The organism is Deinococcus radiodurans R1 = ATCC 13939 = DSM 20539, from assembly GCF_000008565.1.
Classification (GTDB): Bacteria; Deinococcota; Deinococci; order Deinococcales; family Deinococcaceae; genus Deinococcus; species Deinococcus radiodurans.
The window spans coordinates 2,111,649-2,127,580 of the sequence record NC_001263.1 but is presented as its reverse complement, the minus strand read 5'-3'; the positions used below and the strand labels follow the sequence as shown (position 1 = coordinate 2,127,580).

General features: G+C 63.8%; 21 protein-coding genes and 1 tRNA gene. 12 read left to right on the top strand and 10 right to left on the bottom strand.

From position 1 onward, the window contains the following. Positions 1 to 44: 44 nt before the first annotated feature. Genes DR_RS10880 through DR_RS10865 form a run of 4 tightly spaced genes read left to right on the top strand, consistent with a single transcriptional unit; the run spans position 45 to position 3,443 of the window. A complete protein-coding gene (locus tag DR_RS10880) occupies positions 45 to 1,019 on the top strand; it encodes a branched-chain amino acid ABC transporter permease (protein WP_027479942.1) in 975 nt (324 codons plus the stop codon). Between the two features lie 4 nt (positions 1,020 to 1,023). Continuing rightward, positions 1,024 to 1,956, top strand: a complete 933-nt coding sequence (locus DR_RS10875) for a branched-chain amino acid ABC transporter permease (RefSeq protein WP_010888751.1) — start codon at positions 1,024 to 1,026, stop codon at positions 1,954 to 1,956. A 44-nt stretch (positions 1,957 to 2,000) separates the two neighbouring features. Further along, on the top strand, positions 2,001 to 2,732 hold the full coding sequence (locus DR_RS10870; RefSeq protein WP_051618819.1) for an ABC transporter ATP-binding protein: 732 nt from the start codon (positions 2,001 to 2,003) through the stop codon (positions 2,730 to 2,732). Next, positions 2,733 to 3,443: an ABC transporter ATP-binding protein gene (locus tag DR_RS10865; RefSeq protein WP_010888749.1), complete on the top strand. Its 711-nt coding sequence runs from the start codon at positions 2,733 to 2,735 to the stop codon at positions 3,441 to 3,443. It abuts the gene before it with no gap. A gap of 121 nt (positions 3,444 to 3,564) precedes the next feature. On the opposite strand, the gene DR_RS10860 is transcribed toward DR_RS10865, so the two are convergent. The 9 genes from DR_RS10860 to rpsN form a co-directional block, all read right to left on the bottom strand. Then, a complete protein-coding gene (locus DR_RS10860; protein ID WP_010888748.1) occupies positions 3,565 to 4,158 on the bottom strand; it encodes an adenylate kinase in 594 nt (197 codons plus the stop codon). Positions 4,159 to 4,325: 167 nt separating this feature from the next. After that, positions 4,326 to 5,645 (bottom strand): preprotein translocase subunit SecY, encoded by a 1,320-nt coding sequence (secY, locus tag DR_RS10855; protein ID WP_010888747.1) that lies wholly within the window; start codon positions 5,643 to 5,645, stop codon positions 4,326 to 4,328. Further along, a complete protein-coding gene (gene rplO / locus DR_RS10850) occupies positions 5,645 to 6,115 on the bottom strand; it encodes a 50S ribosomal protein L15 (protein ID WP_010888746.1) in 471 nt (156 codons plus the stop codon). The genes secY and rplO overlap by 1 nt, the downstream gene beginning before the upstream one ends. Next, on the bottom strand, positions 6,112 to 6,279 hold the full coding sequence (rpmD, locus tag DR_RS10845) for a 50S ribosomal protein L30 (protein WP_010888745.1): 168 nt from the start codon (positions 6,277 to 6,279) through the stop codon (positions 6,112 to 6,114). Before rpmD ends, rplO begins: the two co-directional genes overlap by 4 nt. After that, positions 6,276 to 6,860: a 30S ribosomal protein S5 gene (gene rpsE, locus DR_RS10840; RefSeq protein ID WP_034350334.1), complete on the bottom strand. Its 585-nt coding sequence runs from the start codon at positions 6,858 to 6,860 to the stop codon at positions 6,276 to 6,278. The genes rpmD and rpsE overlap by 4 nt, the downstream gene beginning before the upstream one ends. Next, complete coding sequence (gene rplR / locus DR_RS10835) at positions 6,850 to 7,194, bottom strand: 50S ribosomal protein L18 (RefSeq protein ID WP_010888743.1); 345 nt, start codon at positions 7,192 to 7,194, stop codon at positions 6,850 to 6,852. Before rplR ends, rpsE begins: the two co-directional genes overlap by 11 nt. Further along, entirely contained in the window at positions 7,194 to 7,751 is a 558-nt protein-coding gene (rplF, locus tag DR_RS10830; protein WP_010888742.1) for a 50S ribosomal protein L6, read from the bottom strand. Before rplF ends, rplR begins: the two co-directional genes overlap by 1 nt. 98 nt (positions 7,752 to 7,849) lie before the next feature. After that, positions 7,850 to 8,251, bottom strand: coding sequence for a 30S ribosomal protein S8 (gene rpsH, locus DR_RS10825; protein ID WP_010888741.1), 402 nt, complete (start codon positions 8,249 to 8,251; stop codon positions 7,850 to 7,852). Between the two features lie 244 nt (positions 8,252 to 8,495). Then, positions 8,496 to 8,765, bottom strand: coding sequence for a 30S ribosomal protein S14 (rpsN, locus tag DR_RS10820; protein ID WP_027479943.1), 270 nt, complete (start codon positions 8,763 to 8,765; stop codon positions 8,496 to 8,498). Positions 8,766 to 9,119: 354 nt separating this feature from the next. Between rpsN and DR_RS10815 the strand changes: the two genes are divergently transcribed. Then, positions 9,120 to 9,204 (top strand) — tRNA-Leu (locus DR_RS10815). A gap of 99 nt (positions 9,205 to 9,303) precedes the next feature. Here DR_RS10815 and DR_RS10810 read toward each other — a convergent pair. Then, positions 9,304 to 10,725, bottom strand: a complete 1,422-nt coding sequence (locus DR_RS10810) for a WGR domain-containing protein (protein WP_027479944.1) — start codon at positions 10,723 to 10,725, stop codon at positions 9,304 to 9,306. Between the two features lie 148 nt (positions 10,726 to 10,873). On the opposite strand from DR_RS10810, the gene sufC reads away from it, so the two are divergent. The 7 genes from sufC (at position 10,874) to sufD (ending at position 15,926) form a co-directional block, all read left to right on the top strand. Then, a complete protein-coding gene (gene sufC, locus DR_RS10805) occupies positions 10,874 to 11,632 on the top strand; it encodes a Fe-S cluster assembly ATPase SufC (RefSeq protein ID WP_010888738.1) in 759 nt (252 codons plus the stop codon). 94 nt (positions 11,633 to 11,726) lie between these two features. After that, complete coding sequence (gene sufB / locus DR_RS10800; protein WP_010888737.1) at positions 11,727 to 13,133, top strand: Fe-S cluster assembly protein SufB; 1,407 nt, start codon at positions 11,727 to 11,729, stop codon at positions 13,131 to 13,133. Between the two features lie 8 nt (positions 13,134 to 13,141). Further along, complete coding sequence (locus DR_RS10795; RefSeq protein WP_010888736.1) at positions 13,142 to 13,519, top strand: hypothetical protein; 378 nt, start codon at positions 13,142 to 13,144, stop codon at positions 13,517 to 13,519. A gap of 72 nt (positions 13,520 to 13,591) precedes the next feature. Beyond that, the gene (locus tag DR_RS10790) at positions 13,592 to 13,960 is read left to right on the top strand and encodes a VOC family protein (RefSeq protein WP_010888735.1); all 369 of its coding nucleotides are present in this window, start codon (positions 13,592 to 13,594) and stop codon (positions 13,958 to 13,960) included. Further along, the gene (locus DR_RS10785) at positions 13,957 to 14,172 is read left to right on the top strand and encodes a hypothetical protein (protein ID WP_010888734.1); all 216 of its coding nucleotides are present in this window, start codon (positions 13,957 to 13,959) and stop codon (positions 14,170 to 14,172) included. The genes DR_RS10790 and DR_RS10785 overlap by 4 nt, the downstream gene beginning before the upstream one ends. Next, the gene (locus tag DR_RS10780; protein ID WP_010888733.1) at positions 14,173 to 14,565 is read left to right on the top strand and encodes a type II toxin-antitoxin system VapC family toxin; all 393 of its coding nucleotides are present in this window, start codon (positions 14,173 to 14,175) and stop codon (positions 14,563 to 14,565) included. Between the two features lie 8 nt (positions 14,566 to 14,573). After that, positions 14,574 to 15,926, top strand: coding sequence for a Fe-S cluster assembly protein SufD (gene sufD, locus DR_RS10775; RefSeq protein ID WP_010888732.1), 1,353 nt, complete (start codon positions 14,574 to 14,576; stop codon positions 15,924 to 15,926). The last annotated feature ends 6 nt before the right edge of the window (positions 15,927 to 15,932 follow it).

Sequence of the window (15,932 nt, the reverse complement as noted above, 5' to 3'; positions counted from 1 at the left end):
CCGGTGGGCGCTCGCCCCGGGCGGCCCCGACGTTGGGGGTGGCAATGGAACCCAGTCAGCTGATCCAGAATCTGGTCAACGGCCTGGCGATCGGCAGCGTCTACGCGATTTTCGCGCTGGGCTACACGCTGATCTTCTCGATTCTGGGCATCATCAATTTCGCGCAGGGGGCCGTGTTTACGCTGGGCGCCTACCTGACCTACACCCTGGTGTCGGGGCAGTTCGAGAACAACGGGCTGCTCAAGGGCATCAATCTCTTTCCCGACGGCTCACCGCTGGCAGGCAATCCCTGGGCCTTTGGGCTCGCCACCCTGCTCGGCTCGGCGCTGGCGGGTTTGATCGCGGTGGTGATCGAGCGCCTCGCCTTCCGGCCCATGCGGGCGCGCGGGGCCGAGCCGCTGCTGGCGCTGGTGAGCAGCCTGGGGGTGGCGCTGGTGATCGTCAACCTCATTCAACTGCTCGTCGGCGCCGAGAGCTACAGCTTCCCGGCCAATGCCTACGGCGAGTTTCCGCCCGCGCTGACCTTTCATGTGGGCGACAAGGTGGTGGCGGTCCGCACCGTGCAACTGGTGATTTTCGCCGTCAGCATGGTGATGCTGGGCATTCTGGGCTACGTCATCGGGCGCACCAAGATCGGCAAGGCGTTGCGGGCGGTGGCCGAAAATCCCGGCACGGCGAGCCTGCTCGGCATCAGCGTGGACCGCTACGTGCTGATCACTTTTTTCCTCTCGGGCTTTTTGGGTGGGCTGGCGGGCACGCTGGTGTCGCTGGCGTTCGGCATCGGCGGGCCGTACTTCGGGCAGGCCTTCGGGCTCAAGGGGCTGGCGGTCATCGTGCTCGGCGGGCTGGGCAGCATTCCCGGCGCGGTGCTCGGCGGTCTGGTGATCGGCCTGGCCGAGGCGTTCGTGCCCGCCGACTACAGCGCCTACAAGGACGCGGTGGCCTTCGCGCTGCTGTTTATCGTGCTGCTGCTGCGGCCCCAGGGGCTGCTCGGCAAGGCCCAGGTTCAGAAGGTGTGAGCGCATGACCGACTTCTTTTCCACCTACGGCGCCCTCATCGTGATGATGGTGCAGGCAGGGCTGCTGGGCCTGAGCCTCTATTTTCCCTTGCAGGCCGGGCAACTCAGCCTCGCCACGCCCGGCTTCTACGCGCTCGGCGGGTACGTGGCGGCCATTTTGCTCACCAATCCGGCGTTTGCTGGCCTGCGCGACACGCTCGGCAACGGCATGTTTCCGCTGACCTGGCTGGCGGCGGCATTGCTATGCGGCGTGCTGGGGCTCATCCTTGGCATTCCGGCGCTGCGGCTGCGCGGCATCTACCTCGCGCTCGCCACTATCGCTTTCGTGCAGATCATGCAAATTCTGGCACTCAACCTGAGCATCACCGGGGGCGCCATCGGCATCTTCGCCATTCCGCAGGCGTTCGGCTTCGATCAGCCGCTCCAGTACCTGTGGCTGTTCGGGCCGCTGCTGCTGCTCACGCTGCTGTTTGCCCGGCAACTGTCACGCTCACGGGTGGGCCGGGCCTTTCACGCCATCCGTGAAGACGAACTCGCCGCCGACGCGATGGGCATCAATCCCACCCACTACAAGGTGCTGGCCTTCGTCATCGGCGCGGTGCTCGCGGGGCTGGTGGGCGCGCTAAGTGCTCCCTTCCTCAACACCTGGAACGCCAAGCAGGGCACCTTCGACGCTTCCATTGCGGTGCTCGCCTTCGTACTCATCGGCGGCTCGCGCAACATGTGGGGGCCGGTGGTGGGCGGCGCGCTGCTGACCGCCGTGCCTGAGGTGCTGCGCTTTCTGGCCGACTGGCGCCTCGTCATCAACGGTCTGGTGCTGGTGGTCGCCAGCCTGTATCTGCCGCAGGGCATCGTGGGCGCGCTGGAGCGCTGGCGCCGTCCGGCCCCGCCCCGTCGTCCGGCGGACCTGCCCCCCGTGACCGAGGTGCGCCCGTGACAGTGGCCGTAGCCGAGCGGCCCGCCATCTTGCAGGCGCGCAACATGACCCGGCGCTTCGGGGGCCTGGTGGCGGTGAACGACGTGTCCTTCGACGTGCGCGAGGGCGAGATTTTCGGACTGATCGGGCCGAACGGAGCAGGGAAGACCACCCTGTTCAACCTGATGACCGGCCTGACTCCGCCGAGCAGCGGCACCCTGACCTCACGCGGGCAGACGGTGACCGGCCTTTCGCCGCACCGGGTGGCGGGCCTGGGCATCAGCCGCACCTTTCAGAACATCCGCCTGTTCCGGGGTCTCTCGGCGCTGGAAAACGTGAAGGTGGCGACGCACCGGCAGACCCACGCCGGGCTGTGGCAGGGCATTTTCGGGGCCGACCGCGCCGAGGAGCGGCAAGTCGAGCGCCGCGCCTGGGAACTGCTCGACCTGGTGGGCCTGAGCGACCGGGCAGGCGAACTCGCCGCCAACTTCAGCTACGGCGACCAGCGCAAACTGGAAATTGCCCGCGCCCTGGCGACCGAGCCGCGCATCCTGCTGCTCGACGAACCGGCGGCGGGCATGAACACCGCCGAGAAGGGACAGCTCACCGCCTTTATCCGCGAGGTGCGCGACCGCTTCGACCTGACGGTGCTGCTCATCGAACACCACGTCCCGCTGGTGATGGGCCTGTGCGACCGGGTGGCGGTGCTGAACTTCGGCGAACTCATCGCCATCGGTGACCCGGCGAGCGTGCAGCGCGACCCCAAAGTCATCGAAGCGTATCTGGGAGGCGAGTAAATGGCGCTGCTGGAAATCGAGAACCTGGGCGTCAACTATGGCGCGATTCAGGCGGTGCGCGGTCTGAGCCTGGAAGTGCAGGAGGGCGAGGTGGTCACCTTGATCGGCGCCAATGGAGCCGGCAAGACCACCACCCTGCGCGCCGTCTCGCGGATGGTGCGGCCCGTCGCGGGCATCATTCGCTTCGGCGGGCGCGACATCACCCGCATTCCGCCTGACGAGGCCGTCAAAATCGGCATCGCACAGAGCCCCGAGGGGCGGCAGGTACTGGCGCGGCAGAGCATTCAGGACAACCTAGAACTCGGCGCGTATGTCCGGAGCGACCGCGCTGGTATTCAGGCCGACTTGCAGCGGATGTATGATCGCTTTCCGCGTCTGGGCGAGCGCCGCACCCAATTGGCCGGGACGCTCTCGGGCGGCGAACAGCAGATGCTTGCCATCGCCCGCGCCCTGATGAGTCGGCCCAAGCTGCTGCTGCTCGACGAACCGAGCCTGGGACTGGCCCCGCTGATCGTGCGTGAGATTTTCACCATCATCCGCGAACTCAACGAGCAGGGCATGACCATCCTGCTGGTCGAGCAAAACGCCAAGCTCGCCATGAATGCCAGCCACCGCACTTACGTGCTGGAAGCCGGGCAACTGACCTTCAGCGGCGTGAGCAGCGAACTCGTCAACGATGAGCGGGTGCTGCACGCTTATCTGGGCGGCTAGTCAAAGAGGAAAGTCAAAAGAGGGGAGAGGGCGGAGTGCTGATTGCCTCCGCCCTCTCCCTTTGCTTCTCGTTCTATTCGGGTTTTATCGCTTTGTTCGAGCGATTCAACCACAATAGGTATCAGTGCATTCCGCTCAGAATCCGCTCGTACACCTCGTCAGGCGTGCCGAGGCCGTCCACCGTGTAGAGGTGGCCGCGCCGGGCATAGTAGTCGATGAGCGGCTGGGTCTGCTCGCGGTAGACCTGCTGGCGCTTGCGGGCCGTTTCCTCGTTGTCGTCGGCGCGGGGAGCGCGGCCCTCGGCCACCGCCTGCCGTCCGCGATCCACGATGCGGTCAATGAGCACTTGATCCGGCACTTCGAGCAGCGGGACGGCGCTGACCGGCGCCCCGAGTTCTTCGAGCAGCAGGTCGAGCGCTTCGGCCTGGGCCTGGGTGCGTGGAAAGCCGTCGAAAATGACGCGCACCGGCTCCATGTCGGCCAGCCGGTCACGAATCAGGGCGATCAGCAGCTCGTCGGGCACGAGTTGCCCGGCTTCCATCAGTGGCCCCGCCTGCTGGCCGAGGGCGGTGCCACGCGCCACGTGGTCACGCAAAATGTCGCCAGTGCTCAGCTGCACGAGCTGATGTTCCTGCGCCAGCCGCGCCGCCTGGGTGCCTTTGCCGGCGCCGGGAGGGCCGAGAAAAATCACGACCTTGTTCTTGGACTGTGTCATGGGTGTTTGTCCTCCGTGAGCTACAGCATAAAGGCTCGGTCACATTTCGGGCCCCCCGTTGCTCAGATTGGGGTGCAACTCACGCCGTGCCAGGGCCGGCACAGACCACGAAAAACCGCCCCCGGGAAGGGAGCGGTTTCGCTTGAACCGTACTGAGGTGTTCAGGCTCAGTTGTTGAGGCGTCCGCGCAGGCGGCCCTTGCTGATGAAGCCGTCGTAACGGCGCACCGTGAGCTGGGCTTCGAGTTGCTTGAGGGTTTCCAGCGCCACCCCGACAATGATCAGCAGGCCGGTGCCGCTGAATTGGAAGGTGGTGATGCCGGTCGCCTTTTGCACGAGCTGCGGCAGGATGGTCAGGATCACCAGGAAGATGGCCCCCCACAGGCTCAGGCGTCCGCTGATGCGGCCCAGGAAGTCCGCTGTCGGGCCACCGGGGCGCACACCGGGAATAAACCCGCCCGCCTCGCGCAGCTGCTCGGCAATGCGCTTAGGATCGAACTGCACGCTGTTGTACAGGTAGGTGAACCCGAAAATCAGCAATGATTCCAGCGCTAGGTACAGCGGCTGCCCGAAGGTGAGGTTGGAGTTGATCCAGGCGTTGACTTCCGGCGCACGCGTCGCCGTCGCGCTGGCGATCAGGTTGGGAATGATCAACATGGCGCTGGCGAAGATGACCGGAATCACGCCCGCCTGGTTGACCTTGATCGGCAGCCAGGTGGCCTGCCCCGCACCCCGCGCCTGCCCCGCCGCGCCGCCACGAGCACGGGCGTAGGTGACCGGCACGCGGCGTTCGGCTTGGTAGATGTAGACGATCCCGGCAATGGTCACCAGAATCACCGCGATAAAGGCCAGGATGCTCAGCAGGGTGGTCTGCTCACTGCGGAGCAACTGCGCGGTGGCAGCGATTTCACGCGGGTACACCGCGATGATGCCCGCCGTGATGATCAGGCTGATGCCGTTGCCGATGCCGACTTCGGTGATTCGCTCGCCGATCCACATGGTAAAGGCGATGCCGGCCACCTGGGTCAGCACCATCACCAGCACGGTGAAGAGGCCGGGGTCCCAGCCCACCGCGATGAACGACGGGTTGCTGGTGATGTAGAGCGAGAAGAACAACGCCTGCACCGCGCCGAGGGCAATCGCCGCGTAGCGGGTGTACTGGTTGATCTTCTTGCGGCCTTCTTCCCCTTCCTTCGACAGTTTTTCCAGCGAGGGAATGGTGGTGGTCAGCAGCTGAATCACGATACTCGCCGTGATGTAAGGCAGTACCCCGAGCGCAAAGATCGAGAACTGCGAAAGATTGCCCCCCGAGATCATGCTGATCAACCCAAACAGGCCGCCCGAGTTCGCTTGACTCAGGGCGGCGCTGTTGACACCTGGGGTGGGAATGGCACCCCCCAGGCGATAGACGGCGAGCAGCAGCAGGGTGAAGACGATCTTCCGCTGAAGATCCGGAATCCGGAAAGCGTCGCGGAAGGCGCGGAGCATTACTCCGCCTTCTGAGCGTCGTCTTGCTGGGTCTGGACTTCGGGCAGGACGACCCGGCCACCGGCGGCTTCGACAGCCTTGATGGCGGCGGCGCTGGCAGCGTCCACATGAACAGTCACGGCGCGGCTGATCTCACCGCTGGCGAGCAGCTTGACCGGGCGGTTCTTGCGGCGCACCAGGCGGTAGGCTTCCAGCGTGTCGCGGTCGAACGTGGTGTCTTCGAGGTCTTGGAGCTGCGAGAGCTTCACGACTTCGTAGGTGGTGCCCACATTGTTGAAACCGCGCTTGGGCAGGCGGGCGATCAGGCGGCTGCGGCCACCCTCAAAGAAGGCACCCTTGCCAGCGCCGCTGCGCGACTTCTGGCCCTTGTGACCACGGCCGGCGGTCTTGTCGGTGCCGCCGGGGCCACGGCCCACGCGCTTGCGGTCCTTCCGGCTGCCGGGGGTCGGCTTGAGGTCGTGGAGCTTCATTCCTGCACCTCCAGCAGATGCTTGACGGTCTTCACCATGCCGCGCACGGCAGGGGTGTCGCTGACTTCACGGCTGTCGCCGATCTTCCTGAGGCCCAGCGCCTGAACGGTCTTGACCTGGTTGCCCGGTCGACCGATCACGCTGCGCACGAGCTTGATCTTCACTGCATACCTCCCGTGTCGGCCACGCCTTCGCCCGCTTCGGTGGTGGCCGAGCGGCCGGCAGGCGAGTCGCTGCTCAGGCTGGGGCGCACTTCGGTGCCACGCAGGTTGCGGACCTGCTTGGCGGTGCGCAGGTTCTTGAAACCGTCGAACACGGCGTAGGCCACGTTCACCTTGTTGCGGCTGCCGAGTTCCTTGGACAGCATGTTGGTGATGCCCGCGAGTTCGGCGATCGAGCGGGGCACGGTGCCCGCGATCACGCCGGTACCGGGGCCGGCGGGCTTGAGCAGCACGCGGCTGGTGCTGTTTTCCCCCACGATTTCGTGGGGAATGGTGCCGTTTTCCACCGGCACGGTGATCATGTTCTTACGGGCCACCGCCTTCGCCTTTTCGATGGCGACAGGCACTTCCTTGGCCTTGCCAATCCCCATGCCCACGCGGCCGTTGCGGTCGCCCAGGATCACCAGCGCGGCGAACCGGAAGCGGCGCCCGCCCTGGTAGGTCTTGGAGGTGCGGTTGACGAAGAGCATCTTCTCTTCGAACTCGCTGCTCTCCGTACGGTCGTTGCGACGGTTAAAAGTCAAGGCCACCCTCCCGCGCGGCGTCAGCCAGCGCCTTCACGCGTCCGTGGTACTTGTACGAGCCACGGTCAAAAACAACCTGCTTGATGCCCTTTTCGGCAGCAGCGGCGGCGAGAGCCTTGCCCACAGCGGCGGCGGTGTCGGTCTTGTTGCCCGACTTGAGCGCGGCGCTGCTGGCGGCAGCGAGGGTCTGGCCCCGGCTGTCGTCGATGATCTGGGCGTAGATGTGCTTGCTGGAACGGTAGACGCTCAGGCGCAGGCGGCCACTGGCAGCAGTGGTCGTGCGCACCTTGCGACGGGTCCGCAGCTTGCGACGGATGGTCGTAGCGGTGGCCATTATTTCTTCCCTTTCCCGCCCGTGGCACCGGCTTTACCGGCCTTGAGGGCAATCTGTTCACCAACGAAGCGCACACCCTTGCCGTGGTAGGCATCGGGCTTACGCACCTTGCGGACATTGGCCGCAACCTGACCGACGAGCTGCTTGTCGATGCCGCTCACGTCGATCCGGGTGGGCTCGGGCACGGCGAAAGTCACGCCGGCGGGCGGCTCGATGATCACGGGGTGGCTGTAACCGATGTTCATTTCCAGCGCCTTGCCCGTGAGCTTGGCACGGAAACCCACGCCGCGCAGTTCGAGGTTGATGGTGTAGCCGTCGCTCACACCCTTGACGGCGTTGGCGACCAGGGTGCGGGTCAGGCCGTGCAGGGCGCGGTGCTTCTGAGCGTCGCTGGGACGCTCGACGAGCAGCTGGTCGCCGTCCTGGCGAACGGTCAGTTCCGTGTTGTAGGGAACGGTCAGTTCACCTTTGGGGCCCTTGACCTTGAACACGCCGTCCTGGGCGTTCACGGTCACGCCGCTGGGCACGGCGATGGGCTGTTTACCGATACGGGACATGTTGTCCTCCTTGTTCCTTAAGTCGGGCCTGGGGGGGGCCGAGGTCAGGTCGAGATGGTGCAGTCTTCGGCGCTGGGGCACTCAGGCAAAAGCCTGGATTACCAGAGGACGCAGACGACTTCGCCGCCGACGCCCTGCTGACGGGCTTCGCGGTCGGGCAACAGGCCCCGGCTGGTGGACACGACGGCCACACCCAGGCCACGCTGAACGCGGGGCAGGTTTTCGGCGCTCACGTAGGCGCGGCGACCGGGACGGCTGACGCGCTCGATGTGCTTGATGACCTGCTCGCGCTTTTCGCCGTACTTGAGCGTCACGCGCAGCACGTCGAACTTCTGCCCTTCGGGGCGGGTGCGCTCGACGCCCTGCACGTAGCCTTCACGCACGAGCAGCTTGGCGAGCTCTTCTTTGAACTTGGAAGCCGGGATGTCCACGGTTTCCTTATGCGTGCGCGTCGCGTTGCGAATGCGCGTCAGCATATCTGCGATGGGATCACTCAACATGAATGGCCTCCGGTGGGGGCATGTTGGCGGGGGCGGTGTGGCCCCGCGATTGGCCCGGGTATCGGGGCCCGCAATTTCGGGCGTGACCGACTTCGGGTCAGGCTTCCCTCTCGAAAATGTGTGGAACAGTCGGGGACCGCGCCACGCTTCTTCTGTTGGGTCTTCTCCCAGACCGGACGATCACTGTCACTAGGCGGGCAGTTCGTATCCGGAGGGCACGGTCAGGGCGTCAGGCGCGCTGGAATTACCAGCTGGCTTTCTTGACGCCGGGCAGTTCGCCGCGGTGCGCCATTTCGCGCAGCACGATGCGGCTCACGCCGAAGAAGCGGACGTAACCACGGGGGCGGCCCGTGAACTCGCAGCGGTTGTGCAGCCGGGTGGGGCTGGCGTCGCGCGGAAGCTGGGTCAGACCGTAGTAGTCGCCCGCAGCCTTCAGCTCGGCGCGCTTGGCGGCGTATTTCTCCACCGTCTTTTCGCGCTGCTTTTGCTTGGCAAGCTTGCTCTTGTTCGCCATGCTGTTTCTCCTTGGCAGGTTCTTCTGCGCGGATGTCTCCGGTCGCAGCGGCATTTTTCCGCCGGGTCTCTTTCTGATTCGAAAGTCCCCTCAGGGAAGATGCACAAATAGGGATGATAGCAGAGCGCCGGCACGCCGTCTATGTGCCGTCCGGCGTCTTTCTCCGGCTCCGTTGCGTTCTTTATTTGGCACTGGGCGTTGCTGAGAAACGCCGTCCCACTGCGCCTTCTTCCTCTGCCACGCAATTCCCTGGGTTGGAAGGTTTCGAGATACCTCTTGACAGATCTGAGAGTGCTGAGTAAATTAACTGAGCCTGAAACGCGCTGAGCGCGAGATGCGAGCAGCGGAACCCTTGCCGAGGTGGCGGAATTGGTAGACGCACTAGTTTCAGGGACTAGCGCCGCGAGGTGTGTGGGTTCAAATCCCATCCTCGGCACCACAACGAAAACCCCAGTCCAAGCGGCTGGGGCTTTTTCTTTGGCACGATTTTTCTTTGGCACGATTTCGGGGCCAGTCGGCCCGAGCGGTGGTCGGGCCTTCAGTTTTCCAGGCGTCGGAGATCGCCCACCACACGGTAGAAGCCGCCCGCGTCCTCCAGGTCGTCCACCACGTAGAGTCCGTCTGCTGCGCGCAGATTGCGGGGGAACTGCACGTTCCAGTCTTTATGAAAGCGTGAGTCGTCGGGGCGAATACGGACCTTGCTGCCTTCCTGCACGCCGCGCAGCAGCACGCCGCCGCTGGCGTTCCGGGTGACGGTCAGTTCGGTGGCGGGTGCTTGGGCCGGCATGGCTGCGGCCAGCTTCACGTCACGGACCTCTGGCGTCGTGCCCTGCCTGGCGGCTTCGATGGCTGCCGGGCTCACATCGATGGCGGCGAGCGTGCCGTTCGTGGTCACGATGTAGAGCTTGTCGGCGGCGAATTGCATGCTCAGGGCCGAGGCGCAGCCGGTTCCCAGTTTCCACAGACGCTCGCCGGCGCGGTTGAAACAGTACACGGCGCTGCCGCTGTCGCCTGCAAACACGAACTCCCCGCCGGGACTGGCGGCGCACGAGAGCACGCTGCCGTCGCATTGATAGTCCTGCACGTGCTCCCCGGCCTTCGTGAAGCGCTGAATGAGGTTCGCGCTGGTTCCGGCGTACAGGTCGTTGCCCTCCTGCCAGCCGAACAGCACGCTGCCCCGCGTCGGCCGGTGCCAGTTCGGGAAACCGCTTTCCCGGTCGAACATGCCCACGCCGCGCGAGTGACCGTAGTACACGCCCCGAGCGTCCACGCGCACCATCCAGCCCATGCTGGCCCGGTCGTCCGTGTGGCCCCACTGCTGGTCGCTCTCGGCATCGAAAGCGTACACCCCGCCCCCGCTGTCGGACACGCCCAGGGTGCCGCCGTGCAGGTCGAGCCACAGCAGGGCTGCCTTGCTCTCGACTTCATAGGCCATGAAGGGGAGCTTGCCGCTCAGGTCGTACACGTTGCCGTCGTCGCAACCTGCGAACGTGCGGAACTGGTCGCTCACGAGACATTTGACGCCGTCCGGCAAACGGAACGAGCGGTCGACCTCGCCCGAGAGCGTCAGTGCGAAGACCTCGCCGGAGTCGTTCCCCACCCAGGCCGTGTTCTGATCCACGAAGATGCCGTAGGCGGCGCTGCGGGTCTTGAAGCGCCACAACACCGGCGCAATCTGCCTGGTGGTGCTGCGCGTCTCGGTGACCTCGCGGCGCACGACGGTCCGCTTTTGACGCGCGCCCATCACGGCGTCCTCGTAGCCTTTTTTGCGCTTCTCTCTGATTTTCTTGTCGGCTTCGGCCTGTGCGACCGCCGCGTCGGGGAAGGTCTTGGTGCTGCGCTGACCGTCCGTGCCGATGCGCCCGTAACGGATGGTCAGCTCGGGACCGTCCACCGTCACCTCGTAAAACTTATGCTCCGCGCCGTTGGGGTCGGAGAACTCCAGATAAGTTTTCGCCATACCCGACAATACACCGGTCATTCAGCGCAATTTCAGGGCGTGACGCTTGTCCTAAACCACAGTGCTCCGCTCAAGTTTCGGATAAGATGCGGTGCAAAACGGGAATCATTCCTAAAACTCCGGTTTCCGGTTAAGGAGAGGTAGAAGTATGAGCGAACACCAACTCGAAATCCGCAACCTGCACGCCACCGTCGGCGACAAGGAAATTCTCAGGGGCATCAACCTGGTCGTGCCGCGCGGTGAACTTCACGCCATCATGGGGCCGAACGGCAACGGCAAGAGCACCCTCGCCAAAGTCATCGTGGGCGACCCCGAATACACCGTGACGCAGGGTGAGGTGCTGGTGGACGGCCAGAACATCCTGGAGATGGAACCCGACGAGCGCGCCCGCCTGGGTGTGTTTCTGGCGTTTCAGTACCCGGTCGAGATTCCCGGCGTCACTATCGCCAACTTCCTGCGCCTCGCCATGCAGGCCCGCAAGGGCGAAGGCGAAGAGGTCAGCTTTACCGAGTTCTACGGCAAGCTGCAAAGCGCCCTCAAAACCCTGGAATGGGACGAGAGCATCGTCGAGCGTTACCTCAACGAGGGCATGTCGGGCGGCGAGAAGAAGCGCAACGAGATTTTGCAGATGCTGATGCTGGAACCCAACTACATCATCATGGACGAGACCGACTCCGGCCTCGACGTGGACGCCCTGAAAATCGTCGCCAAGGGCGTGAACTCCATGCGCGGCGAGAACCTCGGTGGCCTGATCATCACCCACTACCAGCGCCTGCTGGACTACATCACCCCCGACAAGGTGCACATCATCGTGAACGGTCGCGTGGTGCAGAGCGGCGGCCCCGAACTCGCCAAGAAGCTCGACACCGAGGGCTACGACTGGGTGAAGGAACTGGCGACCGCCTGAACGGCGATGTCCAGGGGTCGCAGGGGCAAAGAGTCCGACGCTGCCCCTAGACCCTCAGACGCTGAGACCCTCAGACCTCTCCGAAGGAGTTCAAATGACCGTCAATCCCGAAGCAAGCCAGATCAACAAAGAGTACGAATACGGCTGGAGCGACCCCGAGAAGTACGCCATCAAGGCGCCTAAGGGCCTGTCGCGCGAAGTCGTCGAGATGATTTCCAAGGCCAAGGACGAGCCGCAGTGGATGCTCGATTTCCGCCTCAAGGCGCTCGACATCTTCCTGAGCAAGCCGATGCCCGAGTGGGGCGCGGACCTCAGCGGCCTGAACCTCGACGAGATCTACTACTACATCAAGCCCGAAGGCTTCAACGCCCGCTCGTGGGACGACGTGCCCGAGGACGTGAAGAACACCTTCGAGCGCTTGGGCATTCCGGAAGCCGAACGCGCCGCGCTGGCCGGTGTGGGCGCGCAGTACGAGTCGGAAATGGTGTACCACAACCTCAAAGAGGAGTGGGAGAAGCTGGGCGTGGTGTTCCTGTCCATTGAGGACGGCATGCGCCAGTACCCTGACCTCTTCCGCGAGCACTTCGCCACCATCGTGCCGCCGGAAGACAACAAGTTTGCGGCCATCAACTCGGCGGTGTGGTCGGGCGGCTCCTTCGTCTACATCCCCAAGGGCGTCAAGGTGGACATCCCCTTGCAGACCTACTTCCGCATCAACGCGGAAAGCAGCGGCCAGTTCGAACGCACGCTGATTATTGTGGACGAGGGCGCGCAGGCCCACTACATCGAGGGCTGCACCGCTCCGGCGTACAACGCCGACTCGTTCCACTCGGGCGTGATTGAAATCGTGGTGAAGGAAGGCGCGCGCTTCCGCTACTCCACCATTCAGAACTGGAGCCACAACGTCTACAACCTCGTGACCCAGCGGGCCGCCGTGTACGGCAGCGGCGTGATGGAGTGGGTGGACGGCAACCTGGGCAGCAAGGTGACCATGAAGTACCCCGCCTGTTACCTGCTCGAAGACGGCGCACGCGGCGAAGTGCTGAGCATCGCCATGGCCGGACGCGGGCAGCACCAGGACGCGGGCGCGAAGATCGTCCACTTCGCCCCGCACACCAGCGGCACCATCGTGTCCAAGAGCATTTCCAAGGATTCGGGCCGCAGCTCTTACCGTGGCCTCGTGAAGATCTACGAAGGTGCGAAGGGCAGCAAGACCAACGTGGAATGTGACGCCCTGCTGCTGGATGAAGAAGCCCGCACCGACACCTATCCTTACATCGAAATTGAGGAAAAGGACGCCAGCGTGGGCCACGAGGCGACCGTCTCCAAAATCAACGACGAGCAGATCCTGTACCTGCAAAGCCGGGGCCTGAGCGAAGACGAAGCGGCGGGCCTGATCGTGCGCGGCTTCATCGAACCGATCGCCAAGGAACTGCCGCTGGAATACGCGGTGGAACTCAACCGCCTGATCGAGCTGGAAATGGAAGGTTCGGTGGGCTGAGGTAGGAGATGGAAATGCCCAGCGTCAATGCTGTATGTCGTGAGTTGGAAGCTGTATTTCCTGACTTTGAGAAGTGGCTGCTTCACGACGCCATCTTCTGCAAGTCTGAGGGCAGCTTCACTTACTGCGGCGTATTTCTTGAGCTGGTGCATTTCCTCTCTGATAGACCGGATCAGCCTGGAGAGGTCTGGAGAAAACTTGGAAACGTCGTGGAAGACATGGCCAAGATAAGTTCTCCAGCGAAGATTCCCCGGCAAGATGACCTCTCTGAAGCGGTTGAACTCTGCTTCCTTGAAACGCTCGGCGGCTATCCGGAAATTTCCGAGAACTTAAGGCCTTTTCTAAGTCAGGAAAGTTTGAGGATGCTGGATTTGGATATCGGCTAACTCCTAGGCACCGCTTGGTGCTTTGAGGCTGGCCTGATTCAAGCAGATGAGTTTGCGACGTAAGGAGCAGCCATGAAACTCAACCACATCAACCTCGGTGTTTCGGATGTCGCGCAGGCGGTGGACATCTTCGGGCACTTCTTTGGCCTGCGCCCGGCCAGGGGGATGCCGGTTAATGAGAAGATGGCCTTCCTGCACGACGACATCGGCGCGCTGCTGTCAGTATTCTGGGTCAGCGACGTGGTGTACCCCAGGGTCTTTCACATCGGCTTCCTTCAGGACACGCCCGAGCAGGTGCAGGCCGTCCACGCCGAGCTGATCGGCGCGGGCTTTCAGATTCCGCCGCCCAGGGAAAACCACGGACGCCTGACTTTCTATTTCGATGCGCCGTTCGGCGTGGTGATCGAAGTGGAGGCGTTTCTGGGTGAGGTGAAGGAATGACCGCACCGAAAGAGCTGCATGAACGTATAGACCGTCTGCCTCCTGAAGCCATCAAGGCGATTCAGGAATTGGTCGAGCGCCAGGAGTACGCGGCGCAGCAAATCGCGGCCCTGAAAGCGTTCGCCGCCGACTGGACCCCCGAAGAGCAGGCGGCGTGGGATGAGGGGACGAAGCGGCGCCCCTGGCGTACCTTTCCGCCTGAAGAAGTCTAAATGCTGGCGCTGGATACCAACATCCTGATTGCGCTGCAAAAGCTGGAACCGGCGGCGTTTGGGCATGATCGGCAGGCCCTGATGACTGTGCCGGTCGTGATTCCAAGCGTGGTGCGCTACGAAGCGCGGCGCAGTCTACTGGCACCGCAGTATGCGCGGCGTTTGGCACAGCTTGACCAGCTCCTTTCAGGACATGCCACTCTGGACTTTGATCAGCAGGCTGCCGACATCGCCGCAGATATTTACCACCAACTCTGTACCACCGGCCAGCTCATTGACGAAGCCGATTTGATGATTGCGGCCCTCAGCATTCAGCACGGCGCCGCCCTTGTCACTCGTAATACCAGCCATTTTCAGCGCATTCCGGGGTTGACGCTGCTGGACTGGCTTTAAGGAGAACCATGACCAAATTCAACGACCAACTCACCCAGACTGGCGGCCCCGAGTGGCTGACCGCCAAGCGACAGCAGGGACTCGACCTGTTCACCTCGCTGGATGTGCCCACCGAAGGCGTCGAAGCCTGGAAATACACCCGCGTGGACGTGGATTTCGACGCGCTGAACCCCCACCCCAAGCGCGAGGCGACCACCGACACGACCAAGCTGCCCGCCAGCGTGCAGAAGCGCCTGAGCAGCACCGACGTGGGCGCCTTCCTCGTGCTCGACGGCCCGGACGTGGTGTACCGCACTGAACTCCCCGCCGAACTGACCGCCAAGGGCGTCATCTTCACCGACCTCAAGACCGCCGTGGAGCAGCACGCCGACAAGGTGCAGCAGTACCTCTACTCGGTGGTGCCCGCCGAAGTGCCCGACGACACCACCATCGCCGCGCCCGGCACCACGCCGAGCAAGTCGCCCGACCCCAGCGAGGGCAAGTTCTCCGCGCTGGCGGCGGCCCTGTGGACCAACGGCGCCTTCGTGTACGTGCCGCGCGGCGTGGAAGTCGAGCTGCCCCTCGGCTCCTTCCGCGTGATGAGCGAGGCGGGCACCTACACCGCCACCCGCACCCTGGTCGTCTGCGAAGAAAACGCGCAGGTCACGTTCATTGACGAGCAGGACAGCGAAGAATTGCCCGGCACCTACGCCATCGGCGCGGTGGAACTGGTCGTCAAGCAGGCGGCGCGCCTCCGTTACGTCTCCATCCAGAACTGGGGCAAAGGTGTGACCCACATCCAGCGCCAGCGCGGCGACGTGGAGCGCGACGGCACGCTCAACAGCCTCGTCGTCACGATGGGCGGCACGCTCAGCCGCACCGAGATGCAGAGCTATCTGCGCGGCCAAGGTGCGGATTCCGAGATGCTGGCGCTGTACTTTGCCAATGACGATCAGCACTTCGACCACTACACCTTGCAGCACCACGCCGCCGCGCACGCGCACAGCGACCTGCTGTACAAGGGCGTGAACGACGACACTTCAGTGGGCGTGTTCAGCGGCATGATCAAGGTAGACCTCGACGCGCAGAAGACCGACGCTTACCAGAAGCACCGCACGCTGATGCTGAGCAGCGAGGCCCGCAACTTCAGCGTGCCGCAGCTGGAAATCAACGCCAACGACGTGCGCTGCTCGCACGGTTCCACGACCGGGCCGGTGGATCAGGAAGCGCTGTTTTTCCTGCGCTCGCGCGGCATCAGCCGGGAAGTGGCCGAGAAGATGCTCGTGACCGCCTTCCTGGAAGACGTGCTTGCTCGGGTGCCGCTTCAGAGCGTCGTGAAGTACATCGAAGGCATCATCGCGGAGAAGGTCGGCGCCGCTTAAGCGCTT